This is a genomic window from Devosia sp. XK-2 (genome assembly GCF_037113415.1).
Classification (GTDB): Bacteria; Pseudomonadota; Alphaproteobacteria; order Rhizobiales; family Devosiaceae; genus Devosia.
In genome coordinates this window covers 3,511,501-3,528,589 of the sequence record NZ_CP146608.1, presented here as the reverse complement: position 1 = coordinate 3,528,589, position 17,089 = coordinate 3,511,501, and the positions used below count along the sequence as shown (strand labels likewise).

Sequence of the window (17,089 nt, the reverse complement as noted above, 5' to 3'; positions counted from 1 at the left end):
GGGCGATTTCATGGGATCCGATCGAGTGAATAAAGCCAATACATTCAAAGGTCAGCTAAACTACGATCTTCTTCGGCGAGATCATCAAAAACAAGTTCGAAAAATAAACGATCTGTACATCGAGGCTGTTATGTCAGTTCGTGGATTGAGCGAACTGAGAAAGGAGGTTTCTAAGACAAAGTCAGAGCGGGTGCACCTGACGGCGCCAACCTCTAAGGGAAAGACTGCTAGAATTTCCAGAAGGCGTGAAGATTTACTTCTACTTATGGATGAAAGAATTCGAAGGAGAGAGTACATACAATCTTTGGTTTTCGCCGTTTCGCTGACGGAGGAATACATTTCTCGAAATTTGGCCAGGGTGATGCGCGCGTTTCCTCAGAAGGTGCTTATTTCTCCGGCAGGCACGCCAGATGATGGGGAAAAGACCGTTCAAGTTGATCTTCGCGATCTCATACAACTGGGAAGCTTGAAAAAAGCCATATCGCGAAAAGCGGCAGAAAGAACGAGAGAAGCGATGTATGCGACGCCTGCCAAATACGAAAAATACACTCGGAGTATCTGGGGCTTCTCCTTCGATAACGGCACTTGGGAGAATTTTGTGGAGATTAAAGCCACCCGTGACCTGCATGTTCACGGCGACGGCAAAATTAACGAGATATACCTAGGTAAGGTCGGCGCAAAGGCACGCGGTGCAGTCGAAGAACAGGCGGTGATCGATGCGGAATATCTAGAACGCTCAATTAGCTGTATGAAGCAAATTTATGGTCAGATTTACGCTGGCATGCGCGAAAAGTATATGTCTAGCCTCCAACTGCACGACGCTTTCGGGGACGAATTGGACCTTGGTTACTGACAACCTTGCCTTGCTGATGTTTGATCTACCGAGAATGAAACCCCCACCGGCCGTCACCCTCGGGCTTGACCCGAGGGGTCTGTACTTCAAGATGCCGGCATGGGCGGCTTTGTTTACATCCTTGCCGATATGCGGCGTGGGCGCACCTATATTGGTGTCACCAATAACCTATTGCGTCGTGTTTATGAGCATCGCGAAGGGCTGATTGCCGGATACACCAAGACCTACAATATCAAGCAGCTCGTCTATTTCGAGCAGTTTGGCGAGATAGGCATGGCCATTCAACGCGAGACCTCACTCAAGCGTTGGTACAGCCGATGGAAGCACGCGCTGATCGAGGAACATAATCCCGAGTGGCGGGATCTCTGGGATGACATCGCCAAGTGAAGTGCAGAACCCTCGGGTCAGGCCCGAGGGTGACGCGCGGTAGGTGGGGTTGGTCGGGTGGAAAGTGGGTTGGGCCACGGCAGGTCCAACTCAGCCGGCGTCGTGTCGCAAACCGCAAAACAAAAAATGTCGAACCCCTCGCCCCTCCCTCGTCGCCTAAGCGAAACGGGCGGCATAGTGCCGTCCGGAACCAGAGGGAAATCGTAAAAAATGCGTAAAGTGACAGCCGGTCTTTTTCATTCCGTCGATGGGGTGGTCGAGGACCCGTTCAAGTTCCAGTTCGACAGTTTCGACGATGAGCTCGGGGAAATGCTGACCGGGGTGCAGAACCAGGTCGACACCGTGCTCATGGGCCGGGTCGGCTGGGCGGAATGGGCGGGTTATTGGCCCAATGCCGAGCAGGACCTGGATTTCGCCCAGTTCATCAATGACGTGCCCAAATATGTGGCCTCGAACACGCTGAAAACGGGTGACATGGCGCAATGGTCCAATTCGTCCCTTATCGAGGGCGATGTGGTGGACTTTGTTCGCGGTCTGAAGTCCCAGCCGGGCGGCGAGATTGCGGCCATGGGCGGCATTTCGCTGGTGCGGCAATTGCTTTTTGCCGGGTTGATGGACGAGCTTTCGCTCATCACCCATCCGGTGGTTGCAGGTGAGGGCCGGCATCTGTTCGAGCCGGGCGATCCGACCACGCGGCTGGAACTGGTCCGTTGCGATGTCACCTCAAAGGGCAATGTGGTGCAGGTCTATCGGAAGCGGGCGGCGTAGTTCGCAATTCGATATGCGGCTCCTGTATCCCTTCTCCCCTGAGGGGAGAAGGTGGCCCGAAGGGCCGGATGAGGGGTTCAGTTTCGCAGCTATCCCCGGCGCCGAACCCCTCACCCTGACCCTCTCCCCTCAGGGGAGAAGGGAAGCGGATCCGCGACCGGCCAGTTCTGTCAGCCTCGTCACTACCCGGTTCTTCTCCCGCGTCAGCCCCTTGTAATCGAGCTGTTCGGGCGTGAGCGCTTCGATCTGGTCGATGAGGGAAGCCGCAATCTGCGTCGCATCTTCATGCGCTTCCAGCCGCTCCAACGGGTGCACGGAAATGCGGATCGTGAAGGCAATCGCTCCGGTTTCGGGCAATTTGCGCAGGGTCTGCCGCTCGACCCTCAGGTAGACCGGGTCTGCCCGCTCGCCCGCCCCGAAGCGACTATCGTGTGGTCCCGACATATCGGGATGAAACAAACGGTCATCGCCATAGAGCGAAAAGTTCCAGCGGATCATCGGCGTTTCGACCCGCATGGCGTCGAACATGCGCGCCATCACCTCGGCCTGCCGCGTGCCGGGGCCGAAGCCTGGAACAGGCGCATGGATGTCGGCCAGCACCTTCCCCATTTTCTCGCTCAGCACCCAGGAGGAGGGAAAGCAGAGGCTTGCCGCGCTCAGGCGCCAGCCTGTTTCGTCGCGCTGGAGAATAAGCAGGTCATCCTGCACCAGTTTTGTAGCGATCAGCAGCGGGCTTCCAGGACCTGTGAGATCAATCGTCTCATTGGTCGGAATGACTTCGATTCCGGTGCTGCTATGGCGCCATAGTTCCGGAAAATGCCTTGGAAGATGGTCGGCCAGCAGGGCCAGCAGTTCGGCCTGCGCCTTGCGGCTGCCTGCCAATTCCTCAAAGACAGCGTCTTTTCGTTCTTTAAGGAGCTTTGCCTTTTCCGCCAATTGTGCGGCCATGGCGGCGTCGGGTTCGAGCCAATCTGCCGGGTCGAGCGGCCTGGTGCCGATCCGGAACAGGCGGGCGGAAAGGTCATAGGGCAGGGGCGTCATGGCGGCATATGAAAGCGCTCATAGCGCCTTGGCAATGGGCCCCGACCTGACAGGTGGCCCCACTTGCTCTTTTGCCGCTGGCATTGAGCTGCTTGTGTGAGTCTGCAAGCGCGTGCGCCCTCGGGTCGAGCCTGAGGGCAGCGTTGTCGCCGGATATTGGTTTACGCAAATGTGGGGGTGGCCAATGTTTCCTCAAAGAGCTGAGCGAGGACCGATCATTGAGTGACCCCAGAAGTGTTCACTCCACCAGTTTCAGCGCCGGTATATTCTGTCCGTTCTGGTGCAGGATCAGGGATTTGACGTCGCCATTATTGACGTCAAAGGTGATCTGCGCGTCCGTTACCTTGTAGAAAAACTGGGTTTCGCTTTCCGGGAAAATCTCGAAAGCGTCCTGACCCGTCAACTGGGCGAAGAGTTTTCCGTCTTGCGTGGTGACGGTAATCACCGCGCCGGGCGCCAGCACATATTCACCGACATAATCATCGAAGAGCGCGGGATCGATTTCAACACTGGTGCGCAGCCTGGGCTGTTCGTTTAATGGAATGGCCGGATTGAGGATATGCATACCAATGTCGTTGACGCCCAATTGGGCCGCCATATTGGTGAGCACAACAACGCCATTGCCGCTCGTGCGGTCGAATCCCGCAAAGCTCGAATAGCCGCCGGTCATGCCATTGTGCCAGACGATCTCTCCCTGTCCTGTCGTGGTGATGAACCAGCCCAGCCCGATTGAAGTGCCTTCTTCGACCGGCCTGGTGCGCGCCAGCATGGTGTTGATGGCCGGTTCGAGCTCGGACGGGATCTGGCCGCTGGCGGCGCCTATGAACTTGATGAGATCGCTGCTGGAGGTAAGCAGCGCGCCGGCTGGGGCAAAGGCATCGAAATCCCAGTTCGAGGTCGGTTCTCGCGCGCCGTTGTGACCAGAGGCCAGCGCCTCGGGCGGGGCCGTGCCCGTCAATTCGAGGCTGGTTTCAGTCATGCCGAGCGGCGCAAGGATGTTTTCACTGATCACATTGCTAAAGTCAGTGCCACTCACATGCGCTATGGCAAGACCAAGCAGCGTGGTCCCGGCATTGTTGTATTCAAAGCTTTCGCCGACGGGCCGGGGCAGGGTGTAGTCGGCCAGCCATGCTTGCAGACCTTCCACGCCATAGCCGGAATAGGGATTGTCGGTCTCGCCAGCCAACAGGTCTGGAGGCAGGCCGGAGAGGGAAGCGCTGTGGGTGGCCAGATCGAAGGCGGTGATGGCGCGGCCCGGTGCATCTGGCAGCACAAAGCCCTCCGGCAGATAGTTGATTATAGGTGCGTCGAGCTCGATTTTGCGGTCATTGACCAATTGCGCCAAAGCCAGATTGGTAAAGACCTTGGTGATTGAGCCGGCCTCGAAAATGGTGTGTTCGGTAATCGGCTCTGCGCCGTCGAGCGTGAGTGTGCCGTGCGAGACGAAGCGGGTTTCCCCGTTTTCGATCACGGCCACGGCAATGCCGACATTGGCCTGATCACGACCGATACGGTCCGAAAGAATCTGGGCGATTTCGCCATCCGAGGGCATGGCGGCCTCCTGTGCCAGAGCGGGTGCAGCCAGAAGAGCAGCGGTCAGGATGGCAACAGATTTCATGAAAAAGCCCTCGGCATTGCGGAAAATCCATTCCTACAACGCCGAGGGCCGCAATTGGATCGAAAAAGCCTTCGATCTCGGTCTTAGCCCTTCTTGGCCAATGCGATCGAATCAAGGATCACCTTGCGGGCCTCGTCGATGCCGCCAATGCGGTCGATGCGGGCCCATTTGCCGGGCTCGAGGTCCTTGTAATGGGTGAAGAAGTGCTTGACGCGCTCGAGCTGGATTTCGGGCATGTCGCCAATATCCTGGATATTGTCATACATGCGCGTGAGCTTGGAGACGGGCACGGCGATGATCTTTTCGTCCTGGCCGCCATCGTCTTCCATGAACAGCACGCCGACCGGGCGGCTGCGCACCACGGCGCCGGGCACCAGCGGGCGCGAATTCATCACGATCACGTCGAGCGGATCGCCATCGCCGCACAGGGTATGGGGCACGAAGCCGTAATTGCCCGGATAGCGCATGGGCGTATAGAGGAAGCGGTCGACGAACAGCGCGCCCGAATCCTTGTCGATTTCATACTTGATCGGTTCGCCGCCAAGCGGCACTTCGATGATGACGTTGAGCTCGTCGGGCGGGTTCTTGCCGGTGGGGATCGCGTCGATATTCATTTGGTTCAGTCGCCGTTCATGGAGGGGGTCCAGGAGTGCGGCGGTTCTGCCCGCAATGGCTGGCAAAGGCAAGGCACAAACGGCCGCAGCAGCCCTGCTTTATTTGACGATCAGCACTGGAATGGTGGCACGGGCCAGGACTTCGGTGGCCTGGCTGCCCAGCAATAGGCGCGCCAGGCCGCGCCGGCCATGCGAGCCCATGACGATGAGATCGGTGCCTTTCTGGGCCGCGGTTTCCAGAATGCCGTCGGCGGGGCGATGGCGCGGCAGGTGCAGGGTTTGCGCGGAAATGCCCGCGGCCTGGGCCTTGTGGCGCGCCGCAGCGAGCAGATTGGCGGCCTCGCTGGCATAGGCTTCTTCCAGTCGCGCCAGGATGGGGCCGGCATCAATGGTGCCGAAGCCACCAGAGCCGATGCCCGTGGCAACCGGATCGGTCGCGGTCAGAATGATCAGGCTCGCGCCGTGGAGCCGGGCCAGCTCGAGCGCGATGTCGAGGGCCTTATTGCCAAGCTCGGATCCGTCCGTGGCGATCAGCAGGTTCTTGAACATCATCGTGTCTCCTTGCCCTCATACTATGTCGGCGCCATGATGGTGACGATTTGATTTCGATCATGAAAACGCTTGTCGGCCAGGGAGATTAGCTCAATGCGTGCGCCTGTCATCCGCAATCTTGTTGCGCCTCCTGCCCTTTGCGTTTTGGCGTTGGCGGCGACCCCGGCGCAAGCGCAATCGGGCTTTACCAGCGCCTATACCGATCTTGATCTCAACCAGTGTCTGATCCTCGAGGCCGACGATTTCGGCGCCAGCTGGGCCTGTCCCGGCTATAGGGGCTATCCCCTGCTGGTCGAGGAAGGTGATCTCAGATTTTCGCTCAGCTATGGCTTTGATGCGGATGAGAACAGCGTGGGCTTTCAGACCCTGCCACCCTTCAATTCGCTGGGAAGCAAGCTCGAATGGCGGTTGTCCAATGCGCTTGGCCGCTGGTTCCCGATTGCCACCATTGTGCGCTATCACACGGCTCACCCTGAAACCGGCGAGAATTATGGACAGGTGCTGGTGGTCAGCCAGATCCAGGACGGCAATAGCTGCCATATCGCCTATGTGGATGCGCGCGCCAATGCAAATGCCAATGAGCTGGCGCGGCAAGCGGCTGACAAGGCGGGGACTTTCGATTGCGCCAATGACGAAGTCGAAATTATCGGCAGATTCGAGGCCTATTAGCCTTCCTCGGACTCCGCTTCGGCCGCGCGGCCACGGATCTGGTTGCGCAATATGGTGCGGTCGCGGCTGGATACGCCGATCAGTTCGGCAATGCGCCAGACCATATTGTCCTCCAGTTCGTGGTTTTGCCTGTCGGCAAAAACCACGGTCCACATCATGCGGATGATCTCGATGCGGTCGTCCATTTCAAGCTGGATGAGGCCGCTGGTGAACTTATAGAAATCCACCGCCTCGGCATCGCGCCTGGCCGCTTCCTGGATCAGTTTGTCCACGGCGGTTTCATCGAGATCGTAGTGATCCATCAGGGCGCCGCGGATGGCCGCACGTTCTTCATCCTGCATGGTGCCATCGACCGCGGCCAGATGGACCAGCAAAGCGGCCACGGCCAGCTTGGGATCGTTCAGGCCGGCTGGTGCCTCGGGCTTTGCAAACAAACGGGTCAGGGCCTCGAACATGGCGGTCGGCCTTCCTCGGGGTCGGTGGAAATTGCAGGTTTGGGCGCGCCGGGAGGCGGACGAAGCAAGACTTAGCCATATGTGGTGCCGGCTCAATGGGGTTCATACCGCTCTCACGCGGTCTTGACCGGGTTGATGCAGTCCCGCCACACCGCATGACGCAAAAGGGACTCGACTCCTGAAAGATTCGGAGTCTAAATGTTCTTGTTTTGTTCGTATAGCGCATAGCATCATGCAGACCCAGAACCGCCAACAGCGCCTCGTCGCGCTGCGGGACATCATTGCCGATATTGAGCGCAAACCGGCTCTGGCTGAGGCCCGAACACAATCGGTTGCGGCGCCCGAGGCTGGCTTTCCGCGCTTTTCGGGTGGGTTGGTGCAGGAGGTCTTCACCGATGCGGTGCGCAATGGTGGCGCCAGTCTGGGTTTTGCGCTGGGGCAGGCCGGAACCCTGCTGACGGAAAAACGCGTGGCGGTACTCTATCTGCAGCTTGAGCGTGATGCGCAGTTTTTCGGTCTGCCCTATGGCCCGGGTCTATTGTCTTTCGGTTTTGACCCGTCCCGCTTGATGATCGTGCGCGCCAAAGAGATGAAAGAGCTGCTCTGGGTGGCCGAAGAGGCGCTGGCCTGCCGGGCGGTTGCCGGCATTGTCGCCGATATTGGCGGTGTGCCCGAGGCCCTCGATTTCACGGCCAGCCGGCGCTTGAGCCTCAGGGCTGCCGAAAATGGGGCCTCGCTGTTTCTCCTGCGCTATGGCACCCGGCGTGAAGCCAGTGCGGCACATCTGCGCTGGTGCCTGACGCCGCAACGCTCGGGCCGCAAGCCGTTTGACGAGCGTGCACCTGGGGCGGCGCGCTGGAGCGTGACCTTGGAAAAAGGCCTCAGCCTTATCCAGCAAACCCGATTTCTTCTGGAATGGACCGCAAATGGCTTTGCAACCCTGCCTGCTGAGCCCGGCCGTGAAAGCCGGCATGGAACGGCGCTTCCTCTCGCTCTTTCTAGCCGATTGGCCGACGGATTATCTCAAGCGGGCTGATTCCGGGCTGGTGTATCCTCTGGCTCTTTACGAAAGGGTCAAGGGTGGATTGCGGCTGGCGGCCGTGGATCGGGAAGCGGCGGCCGGCGGTCTGCGCGTGGGCCAGAGCGTGGCCGATGCCCGGGCGCTGATGCCGCGGATTATCATGAAAGAACTCGATCGGCCGCTTCTGGAAAGCGCTTTTGCCGATCTGGCCGACTGGCATTCCAATGCCAGTCCCCTGGTGGCAATCCTCACCGACCATGCCCCCTATGGCGATCTCATGCTCGATATTTCCGGCGTGCCGCATCTGTTCGGGGGTGAAAAAGCCATGCTGACCATGCTGATTGGGCGGTTGCGGAAACTGGGCTACAGCGTTTCGGGCTCTATTGCCCCGACCATAGGGGCGGCCTGGGCTATCAGCCATTTTGCCACGAGCCGGATTCTTCAGCCCGAGACCATGGATATGGTTCTCGACGCTTTGCCCGTGGCAGCCTTGCGGCTCGAGCAGGACCAGGTCGCGGCCCTGACCCAAATGGGGCTGACAAGGATTGGACACGTGCGGCAGCGGCCGCGCAAACCGCTACAGGCGCGTTTCGGCGCATCGCTATTGGTTCGGCTCGACCAGGCCTATGGCGCAATAGAAGAGCGGATGGTGCCGCGCCTGCCGGTTCTGGATCACTATGCCGACCAGCGCTTTGCCGAGCCGATTTCCCAGCTTGACGATGTGCTGGCCAGTGCCGGTGACCTGGCCAAAGAGCTTTGCGAGCATCTGGAACGCCATGGACTGGGCGCTCAGAGTTTTCACCTGTTTCTCTATCGGGTCGACCACAAGGTCATGACCCTTTCGCTCAATGCGGCCCGACTGACCCGCGATCCTGAACATATTGCGAGCCTGTTCCGGCATCGGGCGCAGAAGCTGGAGACCGAGAATTACGATCCCGGTTTCGGCATTGACCTTATACGGCTGGCCGCCAGTTCACTCGACCAGCTCGATAATGCGCAATTGGGTGCCTTCGAAACCGAGACCGGCGCTGCCGATCTCGATCGCCTGGCCGACCGGCTGGCGAGCCGGCTGGGCGCGATGTCGGTCCTCAAGCTCGATTTCCGGCAAAGCCATATCCCCGAACGCGCCGCGCGCCTGGTTCCGGCAATGGTGGCTGAGGCCGGATCCGGATCTGATCACCCGGCCTTGCGGCGTCCGCTTCGCCTGTTGCCAGCGCCCGAACAGATCCGGATCAATGCCGAAGTCCCCGATGGGCTGCCCGCTTCGATGATCTGGCGTGGCCAGACTTATCGGCTGACCAAGGGTGCCGGACCGGAGCGATTGGGGCCCGAATGGTGGCGGACAGGGGAAAGGTTGCAGCTTATTAAAGATCGCAATGAGGGTGCTCTTTCCGTGGCCTTCCCGGCGGAGGGAAACATATCCAAACCGGCCAAAGCCGACAAACCCGCCCCCCATGTTCCCGATCTGCCATTGCATGATCCCGAGGCGGTGACGCGCGATTATTACCTGGTCGAAGACGGAGAGGGGCACCGGTTCTGGGTGTTCCGCCATGGCTTTCACCGGCCCGGGGCGCCGGCCCTGTGGTATCTGCATGGGTTCTTCTCATGAGCAATGTCGTTTCCTTGCCGCCCAGGCCCATTGGACAAGGCCAGTCCATTGGCCCGGCCACAGATTTTGCCGAACTGGTCACCACCAGCAATTTCTCCTTCTTGCGCTCGGGTTCGCATCCTGAAGAGCTGGTTCTGGGCGCCATGCATCTGGGTATGAATGGGCTGGGTTTGTGCGACCGCAACAGCTTTGCCGGCGTGGTGCGCGGCTATGTGGCGGCGCGCGACAATCACCAGATTCACCCCGGTTTCCGCTATCTTGTCGGGGTCAGGCTGTGTTTTGCCGATGGTACGCCCGACCTTGTCGCCTATCCGACCGATCGGGCTGCTTACGGGCGCTTGTGTAAATTGCTGACCTTGGGCAATCGCCGCGGCGAGAAGGGCAAACCGACGCTCTATTTCAGCGATCTTTTCGGCAGTGCCGAACCTGGAGAAGCGGGATCGAACGAGGATTTTTCGGCCGGCCAGCTCTTCATTCTGATGCCCTATGAGAAGGATTGGGGGTTGAGCGAGGCGGCGCTGGCGCGCCTGAGCATGGCGGCGCCGGGCAGGGTCTGGGTGGCCGGTGTGGCGCGTCTGGATGGCGAGGATCGGGCTCGTCTCAATCGCGTCGACCAGATGGCGCGGCGCCACAGTGCCAGAATGATCGCCAGCAATGATGTCGCCTATCATGAGCCGAACCGGCGCATGGTGCTCGATGTGGTCACCTGTATTCGCGAACATGCAACGCTGAACGATGCCGGTTTCCGGCTTTCGGCCAATGCCGAACGATATCTGAAATCGCCCGGCGAGATGGCGCGGCTCTTTGCCGAATATCCCGATGCCATCGCCCAGACCGGGGCCTTTGTCGAGCGCATCGGCTTTTCGCTCAGCCAGCTCGAATATAATTACCCCGAAGAAACCATCGGCAATGGTGAAACGGCTCAGGAAACGCTGGCGCGGCTCACCTGGGCCGGCGCGGCAAGGCGCTTTCCGGAGGGGGTTCCAGAGGGCATCGCCACCACGATTGCCAATGAGCTCAAACTTATCGACGAGAAGAATTATGCCGCCTATTTCCTGACCGTGCACGACATTGTGCATTTTGCCCGCTATGAGCGGGGCATCCTGTGCCAGGGGCGTGGCTCGGCCGCCAATTCCACGGTCTGTTTCTGTCTCGAAATCACCGAGGTCGATCCGCGCAAGGCCAATCTGGTCTTTGGCCGCTTCATTTCCACCGAGCGCGACGAGCCGCCCGATATCGATGTCGATTTCGAGCATGAGCGGCGCGAAGAGGTGATGCAGTATATCTATCAGAAATATGGTGGCAAACGCACCGGGCTGACCGCCAATGTCATCTCCTACCGCTCCCGCAGCGCCATTCGGGAAACGGCCAAGGTGTTCGGCGTTTCGGACGACACCATAACGGCCTTTAACCAATTGCATTGGGGATGGGGCAGCTCGCTTGATCTGCGTGACCTGGAAAGCCTGGGGCTCAACCCGGATGACCCGGTCATGGCGCAGATGTTCGAGGTGGTCAAAGTGCTGCGCGGCTTTCCGCGTCACCTCTCCCAACATGTCGGCGGTTTCGTGATCACCCGGGATTCGCTGGAAAGCCTGGTGCCGATCGGCAAGTCGGCCATGGATAGCCGCACCATTATCGAGTGGAACAAGGACGATATCGATGCCTTGAAAATCCTCAAGGTCGATGTGCTGGCGCTGGGCATGCTGACCTGCCTCAGGCGGGCTTTTGACCTGATGGAGACGCATTACAAACACAAGGTGAAACTGGCGGAATTGCAGAGCGAGGAATTCGATTATCCCGAACAGGCCAAGCCGATCTACGAGATGACCCACCGCGCCGATACGATCGGGGTGTTCCAGATCGAAAGCCGGGCGCAGATGAGCATGCTGCCGCGCCTCAAGCCGCGGATTTTCTATGATCTGGTCATTGAAGTCGCCATTGTCCGGCCCGGCCCGATTCAGGGTGGCATGGTGCATCCCTATCTCAAGCGCCGGGATGGGATAGATCCATGGCAGGCCGATCCGGACGATCCGCTCGACAGGGTGCTGGAAAAGACGCTTGGCATTCCGCTCTTCCAGGAGCAGGCCATGCAAATGGCCATTATCGGCGCCGGCTTTACGCCGGGCGAAGCCGATCAATTGCGCCGGGCCATGGCGGCATGGCGCCGGACCGGCCGGATCGGCATTTTCAGGCAACGCTTCATCACAGGCATGATGAACAATCCGAAAAAGGCCTATAGCCGCGAATTTGCAGAGCGCTGTTTCTCCCAGATCGAGGGGTTCGCCGAATATGGCTTTCCCGAAAGCCATGCGGCGAGCTTTGCCCTATTGGTCTATGCCTCCTGCTGGCTCAAATGCCATTATCCCGATGTGTTCCTGTGCGCTTTGCTCAATTCCCAACCCATGGGATTTTATGCGCCCAGCCAGTTGGTGCGCGACGCCACCGAGCATGGGGTCGAAGTGCGGCCGGCCGATGTGAACCACTCGCTGCTCGAATCGACGCTGGAGACAAGCGAACGGGAAGTGAAAGACCATATCTGGCCCCGGCATCGTCCGATGGTGGATCATGTCTGGACGCGCCATGCCGTGCGCCTGGGGCTGCGCCGGGTGGAGGGGTTGGCAGAAAAAGACATTGAACGGATCGTTGCGGCGCGGGGCGCAGGCTACACGTCCGTCCGGGATCTGTGGCTGCGCACCAGGGTATCTATTGCCAGCCTCGAAAAACTGGCTCGGGCCGATGGTTTTGCGTCCATGGGGCTCAATCGCCGTGACGCGCTCTGGGCGGTAAAGGGTTTGCTGGGCACGTATGGAGCCGAAACCCTGCCGCTTTTTGCCCTGTCGGGCTCCCCTTCATCCGATAGAGCCGATGCAGAGCCCGGCCTGCCCATGATGAAGCCGGGCGAAGAGGTGATCCATGATTATGCGACGCTGTCCCTCTCGCTCAAGGGGCATCCCGTCCAGTTCCTCAGGCCCATGCTGATGGCGCGCGGAACCACCAGGGCCGAAAATCTTGTCCATGTCGCCAATGAAATCGTGGTGGAAGTGGCCGGGCTGGTGCTGGTGCGGCAGCGCCCGGGCACAGCCAGCGGGGTGATTTTTGCGACCCTGGAGGATGAGACCGGGGTGGCCAATGTGGTGGTCTGGCCCAAGCTTTTTGCCGATGACAAGATGCGCAAAACATTGCTGTCGAGCCGCCTATTGGCGGTGCGCGGCAAGGTGCAATCCGAAAAGGGGGTCATCCATGTCATTGCCCAGGATATGGAAGATCTGACCCCGCATCTGCTCGATCTGGCTGATGGCAAGGATATCGGGGATGCCGTGGTGGCCCGGGCCGATGAGGGCAAGGCCGGGCCGCCGGCCCCTCGGGGCCGGGAGCGGCAGGCCGCAACGGAGGCGGAACTGGCGCGCCGCCGCGCCTATGCGGCCATGCCCAGCGGCCGCAATTTTCATTAGATCTACCCTGCCCGTTTCAGGTCATTAGGGCATCGATCTGGCGGGCCATGGTGATATCCTTCTGGCTCAAACCTCCGGCATCATGGGTCGAGAGGTGGATCGAAACCCGGTTATAGACATTGGACCAGTCGGGGTGGTGCCCGCTTTTTTCGGCCAAGAGGGCCACCCTGGCCATGAAGGCGAAGGCCTCGGAAAAATCCTTGAACCGGAAATCGCGGCCGATCGCGTCCTGGCCCGGCTCATAGATCCAGTTGTCGAGCCTGGCCAATTCCGCCTCTCGCTCGGCATTGCTCAGTTTTTCCACCATTACTGTCTCCTCACATTTGATCATGATTAATGTCGGGTTTACCTTTCCGACAGGAAAACTTCCCTCGCGCTTGCCCCTGCGGCTCACTGAAACGTCATCTTAACCGCACAAAGCGTCTGCTTGGTCCAAACCGCTGTAGTTCAGACAACGCGCTCATGCCCCACAAGCTCCATAGCTGGACGCTCCCGCCAAACTGGCCCATAGGGCCGGATTGTGCTTTTTTGCGCGCCGCGCCGCAGCGGGGCGCCGGACATGTTTGAGGCCGCGCATAAAATCCTGCCGCCCGTCGATTACGTTTCGATGATCCGCTCGCTCTATGCCGACCGCCTCTCCATGCTTCTGGGTGCGTTCGGGTCGGCACTGGCCGCCCTTGTGGCTTCGCTGGAGGCGGAATCGACACTTCTGGCGGTCATTGCCGGGCTTTTCGTGGTTGTGGGCGTTTTGCGCTATCTGGACATGCGGGCTTTCGACAAGGTCGATCTGGCCGATGACGACGTGCAAATGGCCCAATGGTGGGAAAAGCGGGCAACCATAGGCGCGGCCATCATTGCCCTGCTCTATGGTATATGGTGCATGGTCAGCTTCTGGATCGTCGACGATGCCTTTGCCGAGCTGACCGCTGCCTGCGTCTCGGTATCGGTGCTGGTCGGCCCCGCCCAGCGCAATTTCGCCATCGACCGGCTCATGACAACCCAGGTACTGCTGATCGCCGGGCCGCTGGTTCTGGGCCTGCTGCTGGTGGGCAATATCTACTATGCCTTGCTCACCCTGCTTTTGCTGCCTTTCTTCATCAGCCTTAGAACGATTGCCGGCAATTCGCGGAAGATCCTGCTGCATGCCGTACATGGCCGGCTCAACGCCGCCGCGCTGGCCAATCAGCTGGATGCGGCGCTGGACACGCTCGAACATGGCCTATTGATGATCGACCGGCACGGGATCATCGAAGTGGTCAATGCCCGTGCCCTGGACGCCTTTGACCGCCGCGATCCCGATTCATGGCTCGACCGGCCATTCAGCACATTATGCAGCGAATTGGTGCGTACCGGACATATGTCGCAGGACGCCTATAAGCAGCTCAGCCGCCTGATCGAGGGCAGTTCGACCGGCAAGATGCTGCTCATTTCGGCGCCCGGCCGCTATTATGAAGTCACCGTCTCCTCGCGGGACGACAAGGCGGTATTGCTGCTTGAGAACATTTCCGATCGAATCGTCACCGAGGAGCGGATCAGCTATATGGCGCGTTATGACGCGCTGACCGAATTGCCCAATCGCGCCTATTTTGTCGAGCAGGTGGCCGAGGCGCTGGAGGAGCGCCGGAGCGGCCAGATGAGCGGACATGCTGCGCTGCTTGTCATCGACCTCGACGATTTCAAACACGTCAACGACACAATGGGGCATATGGCCGGCGATCAATTGCTGGTGGCCATGGGCAAAAGACTGCGGGAAGCCCTGGGCCCCGATGCCATATGCGCGCGGCTGGGGGGCGACGAATTCGTGGCCTTCTATCCGGGAGCCACCAGTTTTGAGGATAGCCAGGACCATGCACAGCGCCTGCTGCGCAGCACGGGGGCGGGCTTTGATCTTCCCGGCAGGCATGTTGATGTCAGCATCAGCATTGGTGCGGTTACATCGAGCGAAACCGATCTTGACCTTGAGGACCTGATGATCAAGGCGGATCTGGCGCTTTACGAGGCCAAGTCCGGTGGCAAGGGGCGGGTGGTCTTTTTCCACGACCGCATGGACACTGAATATCAGCAGCGTCAGCAGCTCAAGGCCGATCTGCGCCGGGCCATCGATGAACGCCAATTGCGCCTGGTCTATCAGCCGGTGATCGATCCGCGCCAGAACCGGATCGTGGGCTGCGAGGCGCTCGCCCGGTGGACCCATCCGACGCGCGGAAACATTTCGCCGGCCGAATTCATTCCGATTGCCGAAGAAACCGGCATGATCACCGACCTGACGCATCTGGTTCTGTCCATGGCCACCCGCGATTGCCTCGCCTGGCCGGACGATATCTCGGTGGCCGTCAATATATCGGCGCGAGATTTCCGCGCGGGTCAGGTCGAGAAGATGGTCATCGATATTCTTAAGGACAGCGGATTGCCGCCTGGCCGGCTCGAAATCGAGGTAACCGAGACCGCGGTGATCGAAGAGCAGGAAGCGGCGAGCGCGGCCTTGCGCATTCTCCGTGCGCGCGGCGTGGGCATCGCGCTCGACGACTTCGGCACGGGCTATTCGTCATTGAGCTATCTGCGGTCCATGCCCTTTACCAAGCTCAAGATCGATCGGAGCTTCCTGACCGATATCGAAACCGACCCCAAGGCGATGCGGCTTTTGGCCAATGTGGCGCAGCTGGGCCAAGACCTGTCTCTCAAGACCATCGTGGAAGGCGTGGAAACTGAAGCGCAGCTGGCCCGGATATTGGAGCAGACAGGGGCGGATCTTGTGCAGGGCTTCCTTTATGGTTCGCCCTTGAGCAATGAGGCCATGTCCTTGCTCCTGGCGTCCTATCGGCCGGGGCACGCCGTGGCCGAGCCACATCGCCTGGTCGCCAAACACTAGCGCACCCGCTCAACTACTTCTCGTCAGGCATGTCCCGGGGGCGCCCTGCGCCGGCTCCGGGCAAACCGTCACCACTGCGCGCTGCAAACAGGATTGATCACCCCTCGTGCCCGCCCGGTAAGAGAAGGCGGCATGGCGCGGGTTTTGCCGTTAACCAAATTTAACGCTTCGCCTTTGGGTTTTGTTAATATTTTGTTAACCTCTAGTCTCAGGTTTTTGTAGACGGCAGAAGCAGATGGTCGATTCCGACAGCGCAGCGGCAGTCCGTGCCGGTACACCGTCACGGTTCTCGGGCACGTTGATGGACGTGCTTGACTCGGTGAGTTATGCCCGCGTCGATCCTGGCGTAATTGACGACCCGATCTACAAATTGCGCTACCGCGCCTATACGCGCGAAGGCTTCATGGATCACAATCCGGAAGAAATCTGTATCGACGACCTCGACGATGTGCCCAATGGCATGAGCTTTGGCGTCTATATCAAATCCGAACTGGTCAGCTCTATCCGCCTGCATCTGCTGACCGCCGAACATCGGCGTTCGCCCAGCATGAAGGTATTCCCCGATATTCTCGGCCCCATGCTGGACCAGGGCATGACGTTCATAGATCCCAGCCGGTTCACGGCCGACCATGACGCTTCGCTGGCCTATCCGACCATGCCGTTCCTGACCCTGAGAATAGCGGCCATGGCCTCGGTTTATTTCGGGGTCAGCCAATGCCTTGCCATTGTCCGGCCAGAGCATGGCGCATTTTACCGGCGGGTCTTTGGCTCGGAACTGATCGCCGAGGAACGCTCCTATCCCGGGCTCTATTTTCCGGTCGCCCTTTACGGCGCGAGCGTGGATTCGATCCGCTCGCGCGTGGCGCAGCGGTTTCCCTTCTTTCTCTCAACCGCCGAGGAACGGCAGCATCTTTTCGCCGGCAGCAAGCCGCAGGGCGCGGAACTGCGCGTCCGCGCCTCGGCCCGGCATGCCTTTGAAAGCGCCCGCATCGCCTTGGAGGGCGGGGCGCCGGCGCAATAGACCCGCAGGCGGTCCGGACCACGGGTTGGTCCGGTCGGCACCAATGCCGGCGATTTGAGAAATTGTGGTGCCGCAGAAGGGACTCGAACCCCCGACCCCATCATTACGAATGACGTGCTCTACCAACTGAGCTACTGCGGCGTTCCAGGGGCTCTGCCCC

General features: G+C 59.7%; 15 protein-coding genes and 1 tRNA gene. 9 read left to right on the top strand and 7 right to left on the bottom strand.

The window, feature by feature from the left end; all coding sequences use genetic code 11:
- Window positions 1-25 precede the first annotated feature (25 nt).
- From V8Z65_RS17335 to V8Z65_RS17325, 3 genes are all read left to right on the top strand, one after another.
- Entirely contained in the window at window positions 26-853 is an 828-nt protein-coding gene (locus tag V8Z65_RS17335) for a hypothetical protein (RefSeq protein WP_338721400.1), read from the top strand.
- A 99-nt stretch (window positions 854-952) separates the two neighbouring features.
- The gene (locus V8Z65_RS17330) at window positions 953-1,240 is read left to right on the top strand and encodes a GIY-YIG nuclease family protein (RefSeq protein WP_338721399.1); all 288 of its coding nucleotides are present in this window, start codon (window positions 953-955) and stop codon (window positions 1,238-1,240) included.
- A 210-nt stretch (window positions 1,241-1,450) separates the two neighbouring features.
- On the top strand, window positions 1,451-2,008 hold the full coding sequence (locus V8Z65_RS17325; protein ID WP_338721398.1) for a dihydrofolate reductase family protein: 558 nt from the start codon (window positions 1,451-1,453) through the stop codon (window positions 2,006-2,008).
- Window positions 2,009-2,137: 129 nt separating this feature from the next.
- On the opposite strand, the gene V8Z65_RS17320 is transcribed toward V8Z65_RS17325, so the two are convergent.
- The 4 genes from V8Z65_RS17320 to V8Z65_RS17305 form a co-directional block, all read right to left on the bottom strand.
- Window positions 2,138-3,049, bottom strand: a complete 912-nt coding sequence (locus V8Z65_RS17320; protein WP_338721397.1) for a DUF3445 domain-containing protein — start codon at window positions 3,047-3,049, stop codon at window positions 2,138-2,140.
- A 238-nt stretch (window positions 3,050-3,287) separates the two neighbouring features.
- Window positions 3,288-4,667 carry a serine hydrolase gene (locus V8Z65_RS17315; protein ID WP_338721396.1) on the bottom strand — a complete coding sequence of 460 codons (1,380 nt, stop codon included), beginning with the start codon at window positions 4,665-4,667 and terminating at the stop codon, window positions 3,288-3,290.
- Window positions 4,668-4,750: 83 nt separating this feature from the next.
- On the bottom strand, window positions 4,751-5,281 hold the full coding sequence (gene ppa, locus V8Z65_RS17310) for an inorganic diphosphatase (protein ID WP_338721394.1): 531 nt from the start codon (window positions 5,279-5,281) through the stop codon (window positions 4,751-4,753).
- A gap of 99 nt (window positions 5,282-5,380) precedes the next feature.
- Entirely contained in the window at window positions 5,381-5,833 is a 453-nt protein-coding gene (locus tag V8Z65_RS17305) for a universal stress protein (protein WP_338721393.1), read from the bottom strand.
- Window positions 5,834-5,926: 93 nt separating this feature from the next.
- Between V8Z65_RS17305 and V8Z65_RS17300 the strand changes: the two genes are divergently transcribed.
- Window positions 5,927-6,502 carry a hypothetical protein gene (locus V8Z65_RS17300; protein WP_338721392.1) on the top strand — a complete coding sequence of 192 codons (576 nt, stop codon included), beginning with the start codon at window positions 5,927-5,929 and terminating at the stop codon, window positions 6,500-6,502.
- Here the strand turns inward: V8Z65_RS17300 and V8Z65_RS17295 are convergent.
- The gene (locus tag V8Z65_RS17295) at window positions 6,499-6,957 is read right to left on the bottom strand and encodes a TerB family tellurite resistance protein (protein ID WP_338721391.1); all 459 of its coding nucleotides are present in this window, start codon (window positions 6,955-6,957) and stop codon (window positions 6,499-6,501) included. The two genes, V8Z65_RS17300 and V8Z65_RS17295, sit on opposite strands and share 4 nt — an antisense overlap.
- A 232-nt stretch (window positions 6,958-7,189) precedes the next feature.
- Here V8Z65_RS17295 and V8Z65_RS17290 point away from each other — a divergent pair, with 232 nt between their 5' ends.
- From V8Z65_RS17290 to V8Z65_RS17280, 3 genes are read left to right on the top strand one after another with little or no spacing between them, the layout of a single operon-like run.
- A complete protein-coding gene (locus V8Z65_RS17290) occupies window positions 7,190-7,993 on the top strand; it encodes a hypothetical protein (protein ID WP_338721390.1) in 804 nt (267 codons plus the stop codon).
- Entirely contained in the window at window positions 7,884-9,587 is a 1,704-nt protein-coding gene (locus V8Z65_RS17285) for a DNA polymerase Y family protein (RefSeq protein ID WP_338721389.1), read from the top strand. Before V8Z65_RS17290 ends, V8Z65_RS17285 begins: the two co-directional genes overlap by 110 nt.
- Window positions 9,584-13,039: an error-prone DNA polymerase gene (locus V8Z65_RS17280; protein WP_338721388.1), complete on the top strand. Its 3,456-nt coding sequence runs from the start codon at window positions 9,584-9,586 to the stop codon at window positions 13,037-13,039. The genes V8Z65_RS17285 and V8Z65_RS17280 overlap by 4 nt, the downstream gene beginning before the upstream one ends.
- Window positions 13,040-13,055: 16 nt before the next feature.
- Here V8Z65_RS17280 and V8Z65_RS17275 read toward each other — a convergent pair whose 3' ends face one another.
- Entirely contained in the window at window positions 13,056-13,346 is a 291-nt protein-coding gene (locus tag V8Z65_RS17275; RefSeq protein ID WP_338721387.1) for a 4a-hydroxytetrahydrobiopterin dehydratase, read from the bottom strand.
- Window positions 13,347-13,598: 252 nt separating this feature from the next.
- Here V8Z65_RS17275 and V8Z65_RS17270 point away from each other — a divergent pair, with 252 nt between their 5' ends.
- Both V8Z65_RS17270 and V8Z65_RS17265 read left to right on the top strand, forming a co-directional pair.
- Window positions 13,599-15,908 (top strand): EAL domain-containing protein, encoded by a 2,310-nt coding sequence (locus tag V8Z65_RS17270; protein ID WP_338721386.1) that lies wholly within the window; start codon window positions 13,599-13,601, stop codon window positions 15,906-15,908.
- Between the two features lie 235 nt (window positions 15,909-16,143).
- A complete protein-coding gene (locus tag V8Z65_RS17265; protein ID WP_338721385.1) occupies window positions 16,144-16,929 on the top strand; it encodes a hypothetical protein in 786 nt (261 codons plus the stop codon).
- Between the two features lie 65 nt (window positions 16,930-16,994).
- On the opposite strand, the gene V8Z65_RS17260 is transcribed toward V8Z65_RS17265, so the two are convergent.
- Window positions 16,995-17,070: transfer RNA gene (locus V8Z65_RS17260), tRNA-Thr, on the bottom strand.
- Between the last annotated feature and the right edge of the window lie 19 nt (window positions 17,071-17,089).

What these genes read in the sequence shown, in the direction of transcription:
- V8Z65_RS17330 (WP_338721399.1), top strand. Translation starts at nt 953, where the DNA reads ATGGGCGGCTTTGTTTACATCCTTGCCGATATGCGGCGTGGGCGCACC.
- V8Z65_RS17325 (WP_338721398.1), top strand. Translation starts at nt 1,451, where the DNA reads ATGCGTAAAGTGACAGCCGGTCTTTTTCATTCCGTCGATGGGGTGGTC.
- V8Z65_RS17320 (WP_338721397.1), bottom strand. Translation starts at nt 3,049, where the DNA reads ATGACGCCCCTGCCCTATGACCTTTCCGCCCGCCTGTTCCGGATCGGC.
- V8Z65_RS17315 (WP_338721396.1), bottom strand. Translation starts at nt 4,667, where the DNA reads ATGAAATCTGTTGCCATCCTGACCGCTGCTCTTCTGGCTGCACCCGCT.
- ppa (WP_338721394.1), bottom strand. Translation starts at nt 5,281, where the DNA reads ATGAATATCGACGCGATCCCCACCGGCAAGAACCCGCCCGACGAGCTC.
- V8Z65_RS17305 (WP_338721393.1), bottom strand. Translation starts at nt 5,833, where the DNA reads ATGATGTTCAAGAACCTGCTGATCGCCACGGACGGATCCGAGCTTGGC.
- V8Z65_RS17300 (WP_338721392.1), top strand. Translation starts at nt 5,927, where the DNA reads ATGCGTGCGCCTGTCATCCGCAATCTTGTTGCGCCTCCTGCCCTTTGC.
- V8Z65_RS17295 (WP_338721391.1), bottom strand. Translation starts at nt 6,957, where the DNA reads ATGTTCGAGGCCCTGACCCGTTTGTTTGCAAAGCCCGAGGCACCAGCC.
- V8Z65_RS17290 (WP_338721390.1), top strand. Translation starts at nt 7,190, where the DNA reads ATGCAGACCCAGAACCGCCAACAGCGCCTCGTCGCGCTGCGGGACATC.
- V8Z65_RS17285 (WP_338721389.1), top strand. Translation starts at nt 7,884, where the DNA reads ATGGCTTTGCAACCCTGCCTGCTGAGCCCGGCCGTGAAAGCCGGCATG.
- V8Z65_RS17280 (WP_338721388.1), top strand. Translation starts at nt 9,584, where the DNA reads ATGAGCAATGTCGTTTCCTTGCCGCCCAGGCCCATTGGACAAGGCCAG.
- V8Z65_RS17275 (WP_338721387.1), bottom strand. Translation starts at nt 13,346, where the DNA reads ATGGTGGAAAAACTGAGCAATGCCGAGCGAGAGGCGGAATTGGCCAGG.
- V8Z65_RS17270 (WP_338721386.1), top strand. Translation starts at nt 13,599, where the DNA reads ATGTTTGAGGCCGCGCATAAAATCCTGCCGCCCGTCGATTACGTTTCG.
- V8Z65_RS17265 (WP_338721385.1), top strand. Translation starts at nt 16,144, where the DNA reads ATGGTCGATTCCGACAGCGCAGCGGCAGTCCGTGCCGGTACACCGTCA.